At 41.7% G+C, this 18,367-nt stretch carries 12 protein-coding genes; 6 read left to right on the top strand and 6 right to left on the bottom strand.

The features are described 5' to 3' along the window. The first annotated feature begins 2 nt into the window (after positions 1–2). Positions 3–275, top strand: a complete 273-nt coding sequence (locus IQ259_RS04505) for a type II toxin-antitoxin system PemK/MazF family toxin (RefSeq protein WP_193881446.1) — start codon at positions 3–5, stop codon at positions 273–275. 202 nt (positions 276–477) lie between these two features. Here the strand turns inward: IQ259_RS04505 and IQ259_RS04510 are convergent, their stop codons facing one another. After that, a complete protein-coding gene (locus IQ259_RS04510) occupies positions 478–3,294 on the bottom strand; it encodes a pentapeptide repeat-containing protein (RefSeq protein ID WP_193881449.1) in 2,817 nt (938 codons plus the stop codon). A 24-nt stretch (positions 3,295–3,318) separates the two neighbouring features. Next, positions 3,319–3,714: a hypothetical protein gene (locus tag IQ259_RS04515; RefSeq protein ID WP_193881452.1), complete on the bottom strand. Its 396-nt coding sequence runs from the start codon at positions 3,712–3,714 to the stop codon at positions 3,319–3,321. An 84-nt stretch (positions 3,715–3,798) separates the two neighbouring features. Between IQ259_RS04515 and IQ259_RS04520 the strand changes: the two genes are divergently transcribed. The 3 genes from IQ259_RS04520 (at position 3,799) to IQ259_RS04530 (ending at position 9,930) form a co-directional block, all read left to right on the top strand. Further along, the gene (locus IQ259_RS04520; protein WP_193881455.1) at positions 3,799–4,185 is read left to right on the top strand and encodes a 6-carboxytetrahydropterin synthase; all 387 of its coding nucleotides are present in this window, start codon (positions 3,799–3,801) and stop codon (positions 4,183–4,185) included. Positions 4,186–4,243: 58 nt separating this feature from the next. Next, entirely contained in the window at positions 4,244–5,044 is an 801-nt protein-coding gene (locus IQ259_RS04525; RefSeq protein ID WP_193881457.1) for a PhzF family phenazine biosynthesis protein, read from the top strand. A gap of 368 nt (positions 5,045–5,412) precedes the next feature. Next, positions 5,413–9,930, top strand: a complete 4,518-nt coding sequence (locus IQ259_RS04530) for a nitric oxide synthase oxygenase (protein WP_228014359.1) — start codon at positions 5,413–5,415, stop codon at positions 9,928–9,930. A gap of 186 nt (positions 9,931–10,116) precedes the next feature. On the opposite strand, the gene IQ259_RS04535 is transcribed toward IQ259_RS04530, so the two are convergent. Then, on the bottom strand, positions 10,117–10,752 hold the full coding sequence (locus tag IQ259_RS04535; RefSeq protein WP_193881460.1) for a restriction endonuclease subunit R: 636 nt from the start codon (positions 10,750–10,752) through the stop codon (positions 10,117–10,119). Between the two features lie 389 nt (positions 10,753–11,141). Between IQ259_RS04535 and IQ259_RS04540 the strand changes: the two genes are divergently transcribed. After that, on the top strand, positions 11,142–11,714 hold the full coding sequence (locus tag IQ259_RS04540) for a nitrate transporter (RefSeq protein ID WP_193881463.1): 573 nt from the start codon (positions 11,142–11,144) through the stop codon (positions 11,712–11,714). A gap of 13 nt (positions 11,715–11,727) precedes the next feature. Here the strand turns inward: IQ259_RS04540 and IQ259_RS04545 are convergent, their stop codons facing one another. Both IQ259_RS04545 and IQ259_RS04550 read right to left on the bottom strand, forming a co-directional pair. Beyond that, positions 11,728–13,119, bottom strand: coding sequence for a collagen-like protein (locus IQ259_RS04545; RefSeq protein WP_193881466.1), 1,392 nt, complete (start codon positions 13,117–13,119; stop codon positions 11,728–11,730). Positions 13,120–13,227: 108 nt separating this feature from the next. Further along, positions 13,228–14,418 carry a DUF4336 domain-containing protein gene (locus tag IQ259_RS04550; RefSeq protein WP_193881469.1) on the bottom strand — a complete coding sequence of 397 codons (1,191 nt, stop codon included), beginning with the start codon at positions 14,416–14,418 and terminating at the stop codon, positions 13,228–13,230. 233 nt (positions 14,419–14,651) lie between these two features. Here IQ259_RS04550 and IQ259_RS04555 point away from each other — a divergent pair, with 233 nt between their 5' ends. Further along, a complete protein-coding gene (locus tag IQ259_RS04555; protein ID WP_193881471.1) occupies positions 14,652–16,217 on the top strand; it encodes a GMC oxidoreductase in 1,566 nt (521 codons plus the stop codon). A 426-nt stretch (positions 16,218–16,643) separates the two neighbouring features. On the opposite strand, the gene IQ259_RS04560 is transcribed toward IQ259_RS04555, so the two are convergent. Continuing rightward, positions 16,644–18,341 carry a serine/threonine-protein kinase gene (locus IQ259_RS04560; RefSeq protein WP_193881474.1) on the bottom strand — a complete coding sequence of 566 codons (1,698 nt, stop codon included), beginning with the start codon at positions 18,339–18,341 and terminating at the stop codon, positions 16,644–16,646. Positions 18,342–18,367 lie beyond the last annotated feature (26 nt).

Here is an 18,367-nt window from a genome sequence, read left to right on the forward strand (position 1 = left end):
CAATGCAAAATTATCAATCTGGCTCAGTTATTTTGCTCAAATTGCCTTTTTCTGATGCAGTAACATTCAAACTTCGGCCAGTATTAGTAATTTTAGATACAGGAGATGATGATGTTATTGTCGCGCGGATTACGAGTCAAATAACTCAAACAATTTTTGATGTTGAAATTATAGAATGGCAGTCAGCAGGCTTAATGCGTCCTTCGGTAGTTAGGCTGCATAAAATAAACACAGTAGAAAAGCGTCTATTAGAACGTCAATTAGGAATTTTATAACCCCAGGATTGGGAAACAGTACGTCAACGCATTCAGCAAATATGGTCTTCTATTTAAGAACAGAAGGGGAATAATTAGAAATTACCATATCTGAAGATGCGATCGCCGCATTGCATTGATTTAGCTAAAAATTACGTCTAATTCTCCCATCGCATCTAGTTAGTTCAGCAGCTTTCTTTGGTGGTAGAGAGACTGATGTAGGTTATTCATCAGAGTTTGAATCATCATCGAAGTTTGTGATGTCTTCATCCTCAAAATTTGCAGGTAAAAGTCTCGGCCATTCCACAATCGCCTCTCGAAGATTCGCCCCTTGAAGATACGCCCCTTCAAGATACGCCCCTTCAAGATACGCCCCTTGAAGATTCGCCCCTCGAAGATCCGCCCGTTGAAGATACGCCCGTTGAAGATACGCCCCTTCAAGATACGCCCCTGGAAGATCCGCCCGTTGAAGACTCGCCCCTTCAAGATTCGCCCGTTGAAGACTCGCCCCTCGAAGATACGCCCCTTCAAGATACGCCCCTTCAAGATACGCCCCTTCAAGATTTGCCTCTCGAAGATACGCCCCTTCAAGATCCGCTCCTACAAGATTCGCTTTATAAAAGTCTTTTGTAGTTAAAATACAGTTTTGTAAATCTAAAAAACTCAGACAATTCAAGCACAATACATCAGCACTCCAACTAACTCGTTGCCCATGTAAACGAGAAATCCAAGCCCCAAAAACATTAGAGGCTTTTGCTTCTTCGGATGCTTCAGAAGTTTCCAGAGAAGGCCATTCAATCTTAGAAATCTTTTGCGTCACTCTGGCACAAGCATTTAAGACAACTAACAAAGCTTCTTCCGCGTTACGTGCTTGTTGATTAGCTTGATGAAAGCTTTTGATTTCCGGCAAAAGTTCCATTGGCATTCCATGACGTAGCATAAAACCAATTAATTGACACAAGCTTTGTTGCCAGTTTTCAACATCTGCGGAATCTTGTAAACGGATTTCGTCGCAAATGAAATCGAACAAATACTTATCAATGGGGGATGTGCCGCAAAGAATAACCCAGTTTTTTAATGCCTCAGTTTCATCCCACCCTTTACGATGATATCTGTCTTTTTGTCGTTCTTCTAACTGTTTGTGAATCCAAATCAGTTCATGTACTATGTGTCTAGCTGTGAGATATTCACCAAAACTTTTGTGAGTGAATTCAAAGGTTTTTTCCTGTTCTTGAACTCCACTCTGCCGGAAATAAAATGCTGTTAACAGACGAGTTACACCCGCTTCTGCTGCTTGCTGATATTCCCTAAATAGTTGATTGATATGACTATTAGCACCGCATTTTTTCTCAATCTTACTTACTGTTGTAGTTCTACCGTTACCATGCCAGCAAGCTAATGCAATTTCTTCTAAAATCAGGGCAAATGCTTCATCATCTTCGATGCTAAACTCTTGAGCTATGGGATGTTTTTGTTTATCTCCCCAACGGCGCTCATAAACAGCTTTGAGTAAATCTGCATAAATAGTATTTAAGTTGCTATTTTCTGAAAATTTTACTTCGCCACGGTCATAACTCAAAGCCACTAGATAATTTAACAATGGTTGAGCAGTAATTTCTATTAGCTTTCCTTGGTCTAAGGCTGCGGGTAAAGCATTATATTGCTTATCCTTAGCTTGGGAATACTTCTGCCACCAAGATTGTCGTTGATCTGCATCAAGCAATTTGTTTTCATCTTTGTATTTAGACCTTTCATCTTCAGGTATGAAGTAAGGCAGAATATGTAATATTTCTTTGGCAGATTTATCAAACTGATTTGTGTTGGCTTGCACAACTAATTCACGTCCAGTAATTAAAACTTGCAAGCAAGTTTGATGCTGATTAGAGTTATCTAGTTTTCTTTCTACTTTCTGGATAAATTGTTTGGCTACTTCTGCACCCAACTTACCCTGCATGGCGAGTTCATCTAAGCCATCAAAGATAATTAGTAACCGTGATTTATCATTATCTTCTAGGGGGTTATGTTGTAAAAAACCATTAGCTTTAACAAACTCACCAACTGCATTAACTAAATTATCTTCAACCTCAAAACGGTGTAAGGGAATAAATAAAACTTGAATTTCTGCAATTGCAGCTTGTTCAGCAGCAAAGATTTTAGCAAAGGAAGATTTACCGCTACCAGGGCCACCACTAATTACCCGAATAGCATCTTGAGGCGCAGCTTTGTTTAACCAAGCTTCTAGCTCAGTTTTTAAATCTACGACAACCTGCTCAAACTTTTCTGCTTCTTGGTGTTGACGATAAGAATAACTATCCTTTTGAGGTTTAATCGGGATTTTATAATAAGCCCGCAAGGGAATATAAACTTTTTCTAAGCCAAAGGTTTCATCAAATATCGGCTCTGCTACTTGTTTCTGCAACCAAGCAGCATAACGTAACCATGAGCGTTCTTGTTCATTGGCTTGAGTAAAGGGGGTGTCTACTTCTGCTTTTAAACAAGCATATTTATCTGGATGTTCTGCCCATTCCTGATGTAGGGCAAAGATAAAATATGTAGGTAGGCGATCGCTAATTGTCTGAGCTTGAACTGTATTCAGGCTAAAATATTGCAACCAATTACCAAAAGCACTGTTAATTGTGGCTAAAATTGGCAAATCTTTGGGATTGTTAAAAAATTCCTGGTCAATGTGTAACTCTTGACTTTCTAAGGATTCGTTGAGGCGACTATACAATAATTCCAAGTCGCTTTGATTTGGTGTTTCAAAAAGTAAAGTTCGGTTCTCTTCTACTAAACTTAGCATTGCTTGAATCAAAGAACGGGAAACCAGCAACCAGCCTATCTCTTCTGGTGTTTGCGCCCACCCAATTGCGGCTGATGCTTCTACCGCATCTTTAGCTACTTCTTGCCAATTTCCTAAAACCCCGTCTATAGCGGCTTTGCTAAGAGATTTGAATAGTTCTTTAAACTCTAACTTTGGTGGTTTTCTCCAAAATCGAACAGGCTTACTGATTGGCGTTCCAGATTCACTGCTCACGCTCATGGCAATTAGGTAACAAATACTGCTTTAACAAATAATTAAGCAGCTTTTTATCCTAAAATTTCCAAAATTCAGTTTAAAAATTAATAATTTGTCTGTAAAAGGCTCAACTTTTAGCCTCAGAGGTTCAACCGCCAACCTCAAAGGCTCAACTTTCAGCCTCAGAGGTTCAACCGCCAGGCTCAGAGGTTCAACCGCCAGGCTCAGAGGTTCAACCGCCAGGCTCAGAGGTTCAACCGCCAGCCTCAGAGGTTCAACTGCCAACCTCAAAGGTTCAACTTTCAGCCTCAGAGGTTCAACCGCCAGCCTCAGAGGTTCAACCGCCAACTTCAGAGGTTCAACCGCCAACCTCAGAGGTTCAACCGCCAACCTCAGAGGTCTATCTCCGTATTCATCATCTTCTTTTTTAATTGGTATAGGCAATACTAGAAAAGTCTGCTCTCATTAATCAGGTTGTTTAGAAAAGATCAGCATTTATCTCCAAATTGGCTACGAGGTGATATCAAAATGCCTAAATGGAAAGTAGTAACGGAATTCTCTTTTAATAGCGCTCACTACATCAAAGATTACAATGGCCCCTGTGGTCGGATGCACGGGCATAATTATCAAGTCCGCATTGAAGCCATATCAACACAACTACACTCTTCAGAGTTTTGCCCACACCCGGTTATGGTAGCTGATTTTAGAACTTTACGTTGGGCAAAACAAGATGCAACTAAAGGCGGGCTTGACCACTGCATTTTGAATGAAGTTATGCCTCCTGAATATGAAACTACTGCGGAAATGATTGCTAAGTATATTTACGATGAAACTAAAAAGCGAGTGCCATCAAATCTACAATTAAAAGTCCAGGTTTCAGAAACACCTAATAGCTGGGTGGAGTATGAAGAATAATTCATCTTACTCAGCACTTTTAACTCAGCACTCTTCATTGACCTTCTAACGTAACTCTATGAGACAAATCATTACTCAGGTTGATGCTTTTACCGATAAACCCTTTGGGGGGAACCCTGCGGCTGTGTGTGTTTTGCCTGCACCACGGGACGATCGCTGGATGCAGCAGATAGCACAGGAGATGAATTTGTCGGAAACGGCTTTTTTGGTCAAACAGGATGATGGTTTTAATCTGCGTTGGTTTACGCCAGCAGTAGAAGTACCACTTTGTGGTCATGCGACTTTAGCGAGTGCATACGTGCTTTGGTCTGAGGGATATTTATCAACTGATGAAGTTGCTCGATTTCATACCAAAAGCGGGTTACTGATTGCCAAGCGTCAAAATGAATGGATTGAGCTAGATTTTCCGGTAAATCGATCACTCGCAGCGATCGCACCTCCTGAACTCAGTGCAGCTTTAGGTATAGTTTATCAATCCGTCTATCATAATTCCCTCGGTTATCTCGTAGAAGTAGAATCAGAAGATGTAGTACGGCAAATGCAGCCGAATTTTCAGCTACTCAAATCATTACCGGTGGATGGGGTAATAGTAACCAGCACAACCCATCCAGGTTCCCAATATGATTTTATTTCTCGCTTCTTTGCACCAGCCCTCGGCATTGATGAAGACCCGGTGACAGGAGCCGCTCATTGTTGTTTAGCTGACTTTTGGCGCGATCGCCTGCATAAAAATGAATTCTTGGCTTATCAAGCCTCCAACCGGGGCGGTGTAGTGAAGTTGTATTATGATGGCAGCGATCGCGTATTCCTCTCTGGTCAAGCAGTTACCATCCTGCGCGGTGAATTAATTAGTCACTAATCAAATTTTGAAGGAAGGATGTAGGGATTTACACTTACAATACTGTGTACTACAATCTGAGGTAAGTAGTCGGACACAATAAAATTCATGGGTGGAGATAGGTGACAGGTTAAATGCTTCCGCCGTGAGCGTCAGCCGAACGGTTACAGGTTACAGTCAAAAATTTGTGTAATTAATTCTGTCTGATTACTTATGATCTCGCCACTCAAACCCAGACTTAAAATCAGAGCCAAATGATTAATCGTGATTCAGTGCATCTGTGCAAAAATTTGATCAATCTTGCGTTCCTTCCTTTCCGGCGCTGTTAATGTTCAGTCTTTAACCAAACACGATATCAGAAATTACCGCAACTCCCTTTGTAGAGGAAATTGCGGTTTAAATTTTGTCAACCAAAATACACCAAACCAGAAACTACTTTTCATCCCACATATTTTTCACATATGGATTACAGTCAACAACTCATTCATGTAACAGAAATATCTGCAACCGATTTTCCAGCTTCTAGAGATTTTAAATATAAATGTCGTGTACAGATACTTTCTGAGCAAGGAAAACCTATCCTATCCAAGGATTTGTTTTCCCGAATGCAGCCAAGATGGTTGTTGAATTTAACTAATTATAAGGACTGCGCGATCGCCATTACTTTGTGTTACCGCCAAGGGGACATGTCACAACCTTGGCAAGATGCAGGTATAGTTACCTTTGCCGCCCAAGAATTTCTCAACGGACACAATAGCATTGATCTAGAATTTCCCATTACCACATGGAATCTAGCACCTGAATTAAAGCTGAAAACTCGTCTAACCCAAACTAACGGTGAAGCAAGTAGCAACACTCTCAAACTTTTAGCAAATCAAAACAGCAATCCACGCTTGCAACCAAAACCTACCTCAACAACAGAAGTAGAAGTAGAAATCCCCGAAGCTATCCCCCTCACAGCCGCCGAAGAAGTAATTGTCAAAGATATCTGGAATAAGCTGCGAGCCTGGAAAGAACTGCAAATGGAAAAGTTCTTTAAAAGACTCTTGCTAGAAGCACCAGAACTAGAGCATATTTTTGGGGAAGCGATCGACAGCATAACAGACTACTTTTATGAGTTGTTTGATTACTGTATTCACCAACTCCAGCCCCACACGCAAAATATCATTTCCGAGCCACTAACAGGTGTGCCTTATGAAAAAGGCGATGACTTCGATACATTAGAAGATTACGGGGCTTTGTTTGCTGATATCGGGATGCGTCCCCACCACTGGATTAAAGTAAGACAGGTGTGGATGTGGATGTTACCCTCGATTCCTTATCTAGAAGAATACGATCGCCAGGATTTGGCTAAAGGTGTAAACTCTGCACTCTATAAGTTTTTCAACACCCAGATCATTATCCCGATGGTAGAAGCAGTCCGCTGCTATGAAGAAGCTTTACCACCGGAATTGCTCAAGCAGATGGCAGATACTTGGCGGGTATTTAGCCAAAACAAGCAAGAAATGGGGATGGTATTTTATCAAACCTTGTTTGAAAAATATCCCTTTGTGTTACCAATTTTTGGACGAGCAGATATCGATTACTTGTCGCTGCACCTGTTTCAATCATTGGATTTTCTCATGCGTTGCCTGAGAAGTGAAAGCACAGATGAACTGTTGCTCGAACTGCGATTATTGGGACAAATCCACGGCAATGTAGGCGTTCCATCCTGCGCTTATCCTGCCATTTCTGACACCATGTTTACCCTGTTTGAAAAATACCTACCGAATTTTACACCAGAATTACGGCTGGCATGGCAGACATTATTTGATCGCGTTACCAATGTGATGAAACTGCCCAAGCTCAATGAAGAACGGTTACTGAAAAAAGCACAGCAATTTCTGGAAGTAATCGCCAGCGAGCAAGGTTGGGAAGCAGAACAGCGAGGACGACGCTGGGCAGAAATTCAAGCAGAAGTTAAAGCCACAGGTACTTATAATCACACCTATGAAGAACTCGCTTACGGCGCACAGTTAGCTTGGCGTAACGCTTCTAAATGTATTGGTCGGATTCAGTGGAATAATATGGTAGTGCGCGATTGCCGTCAGATTACCGACCCCGATGAAATGTTTAAAGAGTTAGTGGAACATTTGCGGTTAGGCACTAACGGCGGTAATATCCAAGTCACCATGACCGCATTTCGTCCCAAACAACCGCAAGAACGTTGGGGGCCTCGGCTGTGGAATCCCCAATTACTACGTTACGCCGCCTACGAACAACCAGATGGCAATGTCATAGGCGATCGCGCTAATTTAGAGCTAACCAAAGCCATAATTAAACTCGGTTGGCAACCGCCCGAACCACCCACCCCCTATGATATTTTACCCATAGTCATTGAAGTGCCAGGGGTGGAGCCGAAGCTGTATGAGTTACCCCAGGACGAGATTTTAGAAGTAGAAATCGAACATCCCACCATTGCCGAGTTCAAATCTTTGGGTTTGCGCTGGTATGCTATCCCTGCCATCACTAATTTCCGGATGGATATTGGTGGCATTACATACTGTTGTGTACCCTTCAATGGCTGGTATATGGGTACAGAAATCATGCGGGATTTCATCGAAGAAGGGCGTTATAACAAACTAGAAGAAATCGCTCAAGTACTCAAATTAGATATTAGTTCTGAACAGACCTTATGGCGCGATCGCGTTGCCTTGGAATTGAATATTGCTATCCTGCACTCCTTCCAAAAAGCCAAGGTAACAATGGTAGATCATCAGTCTGCCTCCCGCCAATACCTTGCTCACGACCTCAGAGAAAAGAAAGCAGGTAGAGAATGTCCGGCAGAGTGGGGTTGGGTTGTACCACCAGCCGGAGGTAGTGTCTGTCCGGTTTGGCATCACCAAACCCGCGACTTTTATTTAGAGCCAGCCTATCACCATGCAGCCGATCGCTGGGCAGTGGAAGATGGCATCGACCTCGAAAAATTCACGACAGCGATCGATGAAGACGACAATAAGCAAGACCGGATATTGATTTTGTATGCCTCTGAAACTGGTACAGCCGAAGGTTTTGCCCGGACTGTTGCCCGCCGATTAAGTCGTTACCGTCCTAAAGTGATGGCACTTGATGAATACAACACCGACCTTTTAGCCTCGGAGAAACTGCTGCTGATTGTTACCTCCACCTTTGGCAGTGGTGAAATGCCCGGTAATGGCAAAAAATTCTTGCAGTGGTTGAGAAAGCAACCGCCAGGTTCCCTCATGAGTTTAAATTATTCCGTGTTAGGACTTGGCAGTACCGTTTACCAATACTTCTGTGCAGCGGGAATTGCGGTAGATAAAGCCTTAGCCAGATCAGGTGCAAACTGCATCGTCCCCCTGCATAAAGGTGATGAAATCAAAGGGCAAGCAGACACCTTCAAACAATGGCTGAGATTAATTAGCCGTGTATTGGGTGAAGATGCCACTGCGGCTGATGCTACCACAGCCCATGCTCCCCAATTGCAGGTGAAATTCTTGAATGCAGCCGAAGTACTCAACCTTTCTTGTGCATTAGAAAGTGGTGAGCGGGGTATAGAAGTGCCTGTGGTCGCCAATCAGGAACTGCTGCAAGAAGTTATTCCCGGTAGCCGTTCCACCCGGTTTATTAGCTTCGACATTGCTCATACCAACCTGAAATATGAAACAGGCGATCATGTGGCAGTGTATCCTTGTAATTCACCGGAATTAGTGCAGCGAATTTGCGATCGCCTAAATATCACACCAGACACCTATTTTAGTGCTAGTTACGTCACCGCCGATGGCCATGAAACCGAAGATAAACCGCCCATTGCCGTACCCACAACAGTCGATCATGTACTATTTGAGGAGCTAGATTTGGCTTTGCGAGAACCATTCAATGAGCTGCTGGCATACTTACTCTCCGCCACTCCCAACCTCGCAGAAAAACAAAAGCTAGAATCCTGGTTAGAAATTCTCCGCCAAGGTGAAGACCATGCCGACAGTATAGCGCTCACGAAAACCATCACAGACAATTTCATGAGCGTGGCTGATTTATTCGATGAATTTCCCAAAGCCAAAATTACCTTCGCCGCCTTACTGGAGTTGCTACCAAGACAAAAGCCCCGTCTGTACTCAATTTCTTCCTGTCCTTTGCTCCATCCCCAGCAAATTCAAATTACAGTTGGGGTATTGCAAATTACCACCGATGCAGCCAAAGTCCGTCAGGGACTCTGTTCTAACTACCTAGCTGGATTGGAACCAGGCACAAAAGTGCGGATTGATGTCCGTACCTCTAGCTTCCGTCCACCCAGCGACCCAGAGGCAGTTATGTTAATGGTGGGGCCAGGTACTGGGGTTTCGCCGTTAATTGGCTTTTTGCAACATCGGCAAGTCTTCCGGCAGCAAGGACAACCATTAGGAGATGCAACTTTATACTTTGGTTGTCGTAATCACCATGACTTCCTCTATCAAGAACAATTGCAGACATGGCACAATCAGGGAGTTATATCTGAATTAAACGTGGCATTTTCTCGCCTGGGCAACAAAAAAACCTACGTGCAACACCTGATGCAGCAACAACCCCAAAAACTCTGGAAACTGCTGAGTCATCCTAAATGCCACTATTATGTTTGTGGAGATGCCAAGATGGCGGATGATGTTTATGAAGTCATGTTAGCGATCGCCAACACTGAAGGTAATTTATCTTACCTAGAAGCTGTCCAGTTCTTCGACAAAATGAAACAAGAAAAACGCTTCGTTACTGATGTTTGGGGAGTAACACTCAACTACAAACAAGCCATCAAACAAGTGCAGAAAGACAACTACTCGAAAGCCGAAAGATGGCTGAATCGGGTAAATCAATCAGCAGATGATCATGCAGCAGTTCCAGAAGTGGCACAACCATCAATTGCTTATAATATTTGAGACATCAAGCTTTGCCGTTGAGGCTAAGTGTAAAAATTACTAAGTTTTCAGATACCCGACTTCTTTAGGAAGTCGGGTATCTTGTTTCAATCTGCTCCAATATCTGCGGAATGTGGGCTGTAAACCAAGCTATGTCTGATGTTTATGTTGGATATCTGCTTGTTACTAATGCGTTCACGCCTTTAATTAACTGGCAATAGTCGCCAATTTACCCAGACGTTTTAATACACGCAAAACTGTATATAACTCATTCCCCGGATTGAAGATGTAAAACAAGCGAGACAAAGCATACTTTGGTATATCTTGTTTAACCAATTTCACGAAAATAAAGCTACCGCCATTGGTAATTAGTCCGTATATTGGTTTATCCGTGTTAGATATTGCCAGCATATAAGCTAACAACTGTGCTTTACCCACTTCTATAGAAAAAGCTGCTTGTTTGGACTCTATAACTACTACTACTAGCTGTTCAAATAAAATTAAGACATCAATTTGCCCTTTGACTGTTACGCCTTCATCATCAGCACTAACTTCCACAGACTTTTCCGATTTCACATGAAATGGAGATAGATAAAAGTCTGCTAAATCTAACAAGGGAGATAGCACAACCATCTTGACAGTGTTTTCTAGCAGGGGAGGGTATTTGAGTAAATTGGCATAACTTGCCTTAACTCGGTCGAGTTGTTGTTTTTCCGAGTTGGTTATTTCCGGTAAATTATCTCGCCACTCTCTAAAAAATTGCTCATCCTCAACTAATTGCAGTCCAAAGTTAGTTTCTAAGTCAAGCAGAGTAATTTCTTTAGCCTGTATTGTTTGAACCATAATCCCAAAATATTTTTAGTAGTAGTGCCAAAACTAGCACTTTCAAAGTGACTCGAAAAATCTCGTTTTTTCTCTCCGTGTCCTCTGTGCCTCTGCGGTTCAAAAGTAATTTATCTAACCACAGAGTTGCAGAGAATGCAGAGACAAGAGGAATTATTGTCCAAACATTTTACCCACCTTGAAAGAGCTATTATACCAAATTAGATGTGATTACCCTGGATCTTGTTGTTCACGAATTATTGAGATTTTATTTATTTTTTTGCTTACGCTTTTATTTGTCTGATAAATTAAACTCAAACAAACTGTCATAAATTCTCTTGGGTTACCTATTGACTGTTTTTTATTGATTGCCACAGTAATATCTAGACGTTCCAAATAAAAACTGAGGCATGGAACAGACTATCTTTTTAGACTTTTTAGCCAGCTTACAAAAACTGTTTGTAGGTTACATCCCGGCTGCTGTTTTCGGCAGTTTTATTGGCTATTTCATTGGTATAAATGGCACACTTTATCAAGTTTTTAGAAGGATATTTCAGATACCTCATAGCATTCCACCTTTAGCCCTACTACCGATTGCCCTCATCGTGTTTCAAGATAGTGAACCTGCCTCTGTAATTGTGATATTTATTGCCACTCTCTGGACAATTATCATTAATGTAGCAATAGGTTTACAACACTTTCGCAGGCAAAATAATAACTTTCGAGTGGCGATATTTCATATGTTTCATGCGCTAAAAGCTGGCATTTGGGTAGCATGGTTTACAGTTATTGCCATAGAAATGTTAATCGGCCCTAGAGGATTAGGTTTTCTTCTCTGGGAAGCCTACAAAGCTGGCAATACTAATGACATCATTCAGGTTTTACTTTACATTGGTATTATCGGCACTTTATTAGATCAGTTTTTAGATTTTATCGGTTCTCTACTGGCACAGATGGTTTCTGAAGCTAAAAAATCTGCTTAAACTTTTATCTTGGCTAACGAATTGCACTCCGCCAGTTAATAGTTTGCTTTGCTGAACGTTCTCCCAATGAGCGCGTTGCTGTCACCTCAATGTCAACATTGATACCAGAGCGTAGAGCATCTTTTGGAATTTTTAGCTTACCTAAAGCCAGAGTAAAACGATTATAGTCACGAGTGACAAATTCAGGAGGGACATTGCCTTCGTAAAAAGTTTCATAGTCATAAAAATTACTAAAGTTATCTCGCGCCCGGAATTTTATGCGAAATTGTGTCTGAAGGACATCAGATTTTGCTGCTAAATCGACTATTTTTAAATTGAGGTTTTTTCCGGAATCTGCAAATTCGGACACTACTAAACGAGTCACATCTTGTTTGGGAATTGCGTGGTTAACGGTGTAGGTAGTCAAATTATTTTCACTTTTACTGCTGCCATCAACCCAGAAATCTTCAGGAAAAGTAACTTCTACTTGCTTGTTATCGTTTAAACTTACTGTTATAAATTGATTACCAAAACTGGCAGTAGGTCGTTTTTCCTGCCAAACAATTTGAACAGTTTCTTCTAAACGCTGTTCAAATTCGCGGTACTCATCAGCAATGATAGAACCAGGTGCAAGTAACGAAGTGGCACCCGTGCGAAAATTCCATTTATTTTTCGAGAGTGCGAACTGCTTTCCAGGCAGTTCAGTAATTGGTATATTGGCGCTAGGAATTTCAGTAGCCAAGGGTTCTTTGCTTTGAACAATACTCAAAACTCCTAAGCGCCCGGTGCTACCATTTTTACCGTTGCTACCATTGCTGCCATGCTTGCCGTCGTAACATGTATAAGTCTTCTTTCTACATTTGTAACTAGAAGTGCCAGGGGTGCCTTCACAGGTTTCCACTTCCCAACTGCGAGTGCTACAGGAACAACCAGCCGCGCCATTACCACCACGTCCGCCGCGTCCGCCTTCGCCTGGAATGGCACGAACGAGAACTTTTCGTAGGTCTGCTAAGTTAGTGTAGTAAGCTGTGAGGGAACCACCATTTCCCCCATCTCCGCCTTTACTACCATTGCCACCTGCACCGCCATTGGGTGCATGAATATCACGATTTACGTATTTTTCTTGATAACCGCAGTCAGGGCGATAACCATGTCCGCCGTCTTCGCCATCTTCACCATTTTGAGCAGACAGGTCAAGATTTACGGATGAACCATCAACAACAATGGTTTGGTTTTGACCATCGCGGCCATTTCTAGGCGATCGCCCACTTGTCCCAACACTACCATCTCTGCCATAATTCCCATTAGCGAGGTATTTATTGTTAGCGATCGCTGGACATAAAACAGAACCAGAAGCAGGTAACAAGCTAGTAAATAAGCAGAATGTCAGGAGGACTGGTAGCTTATCCCTAAGACTTTTGTACATCAGGTAGAACCTAAACTTTAGTAAAATTCACTGAATATGAAGTTGAATTACAAGAATTTTATCCTTATTTATACTTATACCAAATTGGGTTGAAAAATTAGCACGATATTACACCTGATCTTTCGGTGGAGTAGCAATGCCGCGCTGAAGTAAATTTGCTTCTAGTTCCTTGATAAATTTACAGTCTTCTGCCAACAAAGGCTGACTGTCTTCACTCACTGATGGCTGCTTTTCTAAGAAACTAAATGCTTGTCGGAATTGACGTGGATTTGCAGCAATGGGTGCATCAAAATGACAGGGAATAATTTGTTGAAAATCCCAAGTTGCCACCTTGTCTGCCCAATTGATGACTTGTTTTGGTGCTTGGGGAAGGATTAAAGTTTGCAGAATTGGGGCGACAAATGGACGACCATTACCACGTAGGGCGTGAAATGATTGCTGCCAGTTTGGTTGCCAGCGAAACGGATATAAACCGAAGTATGCTTTTCTAGAATGGTCTTGTGCTTTGATTGCATCACTCAAACTTTCTCTCAATTCAGTTACCTCCAACGCACTAGGACGGAAATACACAGCAAATAAGGAAATGCGTTGCCATCCCCGACGGCGGTTGGCTTCGTTGTCTTCAATTACCTGGAGTGCATTTTCCCTGGCGTGAAATAGCAAGGGGTATGGGTCTAATTGAAAGATAGCGGGTGGATTTTCTGGTACAGATATTATGGTATCGGTTAGGAGTAGGGTGTGCGATCGCTTGTGAAAAAATGCCACTTCCACAAAAGAACCGCGTCCCAAGTTGATATCTAACACCTCATACTCGAAATCATCAGCAAAAGGCGCAAGACAAGATTTTTCAGGTAGTAGGGAAGTGCGTTTTTGGGGAAAACCTAGCCAACTCAGAGGTAAATTGAACGGAAAACTCCATTGATGGGGAGCAACAAAAACCTTTGCTTTGGGAAAACATCTGGCGAAAGGGCCGACGAAGACCTTATGTTCTAGACCAGAACTAGTTGGTAAAATGATGTATTTCACCTCACCATGCTTTGCTACCAACTCATTAACCATGCGGACACATTCAATTGTTGGTGCAATGGGTGCATAAACAAGCAAACCACCAGATGCCAGCTTGATCACAGTCATCCGAATCGGCACGATGGTGTAGAGAATGCCGTGAAACTGCTCGAATGTCCAGATTGTATCTTTAACTATTTCTTGGCAGAGTGTCCGCCGTCTGTTGTAGGGATAAAGAGGTACAACAAGCCAGAACGGCCATAACCAATCTTTGGTATTTGTGCTGGGGTGCATAGATGAATCTACCCAATGCTAATCTCTTACCTTGTCCCCATCTAAAATACTGTGCGCCACAAACATAAACACAAGATTTCGGCAATTTGGCAGACAAAACATTTTTCATACTGGTATTTTTTGGATTGTGCAAACAATGTAGCAGAAGTTGCCGCAATAGAGAGGATGCCATTTTCCTGGTACTTCTGTAATTCCCAAAAAAGATTAATTGCAGCTAATACGGGAGATTATTTATGCCTAGAGTAATAAAACGTCGTCAATTCCTGCAAGCATCACTCGCCGCAACTGCAAGCATAGGTTTGTCCACAATTCAAGCTGCCGCCTATCATCCTGAAGAGTACATAGAGGCGCTGGTTATCGGTAGTGGTTTTGGTGGAGCAGTTGCAGCATTGCGCCTCGGTCAAGCTGGAATTGAAACGATAGTTCTAGAACGAGGAAGACGCTGGCCAATTACTGATGCAGGCAATACTTTCTGCACATATCAAAACCCAGATGGTCGGTCAGCTTGGCTGAGTCCGACTACAGTTATCTTCAACCCAACTAAAATTGATGTATACACTGGTGTTCTTGATGTGAAGATTGGTCATGGGGTTATTGCCTATCGAGGTGCGGGTGTAGGAGGTGGTTCATTAGTCTACAACGCTATCAGTTATCAACCAACCAAAGAAAATTTTTACCAAGTTTTTCCACGCAGCATTAAATATGAGGAACTGGATAAAGTTTACTACCCTAGGGTGCGTTCCATCATCAAACCATCTCCCATACCAGATGAGATTCTTCAAACTGATTACTACTTAGCAACCCGCATCTTTTTGGAACAAGCAGCTAAAGCAGGATTAAAAGCCCGCAAGCTTGACATCGCTGTTGATTGGAATATTGTTCAACAAGAAATTTTAGGTGAAAAAGTTCCTTCTGCTATTACGGGTCAAGTGTACTACGGTCTGAATAGTGGTGCGAAAAATAGCTTAGACCGAAACTATCTCAGCATGGCAGAAGCTACGGGTAATGTCGAAATTCGACCTTTACACGTAGTCACTACAATAGAGGAACATCATGGTGGACGTTTCCGCGTTACTTGCAATCAAATTAGTGAGCAAGGCGCTGTAGTTGCCAAAAAAACCTTTGTTTGCCGTTATTTATTTTTGGCAGCTGGTTCGATTGGAACTACTGAATTGTTATTACGTGCCAAGCACAATGGGACATTAAGCCGCTTGAATCATCGGGTAGGGCAGTTTTGGGGAACTAATGGTGATGGAGTGAGTGCGATCGCTACATTTATGCAGACTAATCCTACAATGGGTGGGCCAGCAGCGGCAATAATAGAAGATTTTGACAATCCCTTCGCTCCGTTAGTTATCGAGCCACTTCCTTTTCCGATTGTATCGCAAGGTCTTTATGCGGCTCTGAGTCTAGCAATTGCCAAACCGGAAGGCTATCTTACTTATAATCGTTTTACGCAGTCAGCTAATTTATTTTGGCCTAAGAACTCAGCCAACAATCAGAAAATTACTCAGGCTAATAACTATACTTACCAACGGCTCAATCAAGCCAATGGTACAAATTTAGCTATTCCGGTTGACTTTAGTTCTACAGGTCATCCTTTAGGTGGTGCAGTCATGGGCGCTGTATGCAATACTTATGGAAAAGTTCGCGGATATCCTAACTTATTTGTTGTTGATGGTTCTCTCATTCCTGGCTCAACTGCTTGCGCTAACCCTTCACTTACTATTGCAGCTTTAGCAGAAAGGGCGATGGATCGTTTTATCAACAAAATTCCAGAAAGCAAAGAGTGGGAGTAAAAGTAATAGTAACATTATGTCTGTTTTCATACCTCTTATTTAAGAGAACACAAAAACAGAGAAATATATTAATCATCAGCAATTAGCTAGACTTGACACAACACTTTTCAGTTAAGGAAAAAAGGGGAACTATGGGATTTATATATTTCCCTTAACCAAATAATTACTAATTCGTAATGACGCTCTCTACAAGACGCTAAAAGCGTAGACTTCGGCGTGAACTCAGTCGAACGCTTGCTTCTCCGCGGGAGTACGCGGACTCGCTACCGCTGCGAAGCGTGTAATTCGTAATTAAAGAGGGTACAAGCCCCCATCAAATCTTTGATCTGGTGGTCTTCTCCCAAAGGGAGACGCTGCGCGAACAATCAGTGGTGGATTCAAGCCCCCACTGATTGCAATTACGAATTATTTTGACTCCTTCACGCTTCATCTTTTACCAGGTATTAGGATAGGTTGTCTTATAGTTATAAACTTATCAATTGAACCCAAGGAATAATCATCTAACTTAAAATCTGCAAACGGCTGATTAATTAGCCTATCTCGAAGAGCTTCATCCAAAATTACGCCCTTTGATTTTTTTCTCACACCAATAATTATAATACTTCTTTGATAAACAGTTATATCTTGACTTGATTGACAATCACTGCGCTGAAATTTACCAAGATTTAATAGACGATAACCTTTAACGCTGGATGTATTGCTAAATAATTTTTTAGCTAATATTTGTATTTGCTTGGCACGTTCTAAAGCGCGGCGTTGTGCAACTGATAAATTCCCTTCACAAGCTGATATACCTACAGAAATAATTTCTGTGGGGTATTCCATAATTTTTTGGATGCCATTTTGTTCTAGGCTTAATTTTAAAAAATCGATACTAACAACTTTATCGTTATGTTTGATTTGAAAATTACTACCTAAAAGCCATTTATATTCCGTTGATAAAATAGCAATACTAAATTCCGCCGTTTTCCCCTGACTATCCTTGCCTTCTTTATAGGTAAAAAAATCAATTTTACCTTTTCTTTCAGGAGATTGTGTTTGGGTAATTAAGGAAGAAATTTTAGGCGATCGCATTCCCAAAGCTATGACACCAATCAAGCCCAACGACACTAATAATGCGGCAAACAATGCTGTAAAAGTCAGTTTTTTTTCTGTTTGTGTTTTGGTTATTGTTGGATAAAATTGTTTTTTTTGAGCATTATTCTCCACATAAAATTTAGTTTCTTGGCGTTCAATTTCTCCCAAATACTGCAAAATTTCTTGGGCATTAATTGGACGTTTTTCTACATTTGTTGCCATCAGCCAATCAATTAAATCTAATAGTAAAGGTGAAACATGCGCCGCAAAACTCTGCCAATGTAGTAAATTATGACGAGCATCATACATATCTAAAGGATGCCGCCCTGTTAACAAAAATACAAACGTGCGTCCCAAAGCAAAGAAATCTGATTGTGGCACAATCTTACCGTTTATTTGTTCTAAAGTACCGTAGCTTGATGAAATAATTGATGTCATCCCACCACTATTATTAAATTGGGCTAGATACTGTCTGGAAACTTCTGCTGATGTGCCAAAGTTAATTAATACTAATTGCCCATTAGGACGGAGCATAATATTTGATGGTTTAATATCTTGATGCAGATGTTGCTTACTATGCACCAAGTTTAAAATCTCTGCTAATTGTTGCAGCCAAGCAATAGCTTGTGTCTGGGAAATTGGCTGATATTGCTGCTGGTTCATCCACTGTTCTAAATTAAACCCATCGATTTTTTCCATGACGATGCAGTGCAACATCAAACCATTTCGCGTTTGATACTGAAAATAACTATCGATTTTGGGAATACCCGGATGATTCAGTTGTCCGAATACAGCAGCTTCTCGTTGAAAGATTGTGATTACTGCTGCATCGGCTGACAGGTTCTCTTGTAGTACCTTGAGGATTTTTGGCTTGTCTTTTGCGTATGCTTCATAGACTTTGCCAAAGCCAGTTTTATCACTCAACAAGCGAATGACGCGGTAACGCCCCGGTAATTCCAACGGAGAACCACAACTTTGACAGAAGCGGTGTTTATCGTTATCTTGATTGTTTGGTTTGGGACAAACTGGATTTATACAGAGGCTCATGAGTAAGTCAAAAGTCAAGAGTCAAA

Origin of the sequence: Fortiea sp. LEGE XX443, from assembly GCF_015206815.1 — a bacterium.
Taxonomy (GTDB): Bacteria; Cyanobacteriota; Cyanobacteriia; order Cyanobacteriales; family Nostocaceae; genus Nostoc_B.

What these genes read in the sequence shown, in the direction of transcription:
- IQ259_RS04505 (WP_193881446.1), top strand. Translation starts at nt 3, where the DNA reads ATGCAAAATTATCAATCTGGCTCAGTTATTTTGCTCAAATTGCCTTTT.
- IQ259_RS04510 (WP_193881449.1), bottom strand. Translation starts at nt 3,294, where the DNA reads ATGAGCGTGAGCAGTGAATCTGGAACGCCAATCAGTAAGCCTGTTCGA.
- IQ259_RS04520 (WP_193881455.1), top strand. Translation starts at nt 3,799, where the DNA reads ATGCCTAAATGGAAAGTAGTAACGGAATTCTCTTTTAATAGCGCTCAC.
- IQ259_RS04525 (WP_193881457.1), top strand. Translation starts at nt 4,244, where the DNA reads ATGAGACAAATCATTACTCAGGTTGATGCTTTTACCGATAAACCCTTT.
- IQ259_RS04535 (WP_193881460.1), bottom strand. Translation starts at nt 10,752, where the DNA reads ATGGTTCAAACAATACAGGCTAAAGAAATTACTCTGCTTGACTTAGAA.
- IQ259_RS04540 (WP_193881463.1), top strand. Translation starts at nt 11,142, where the DNA reads ATGGAACAGACTATCTTTTTAGACTTTTTAGCCAGCTTACAAAAACTG.
- IQ259_RS04545 (WP_193881466.1), bottom strand. Translation starts at nt 13,119, where the DNA reads ATGTACAAAAGTCTTAGGGATAAGCTACCAGTCCTCCTGACATTCTGC.
- IQ259_RS04550 (WP_193881469.1), bottom strand. Translation starts at nt 14,418, where the DNA reads ATGCACCCCAGCACAAATACCAAAGATTGGTTATGGCCGTTCTGGCTT.
- IQ259_RS04555 (WP_193881471.1), top strand. Translation starts at nt 14,652, where the DNA reads ATGCCTAGAGTAATAAAACGTCGTCAATTCCTGCAAGCATCACTCGCC.
- IQ259_RS04560 (WP_193881474.1), bottom strand. Translation starts at nt 18,341, where the DNA reads ATGAGCCTCTGTATAAATCCAGTTTGTCCCAAACCAAACAATCAAGAT.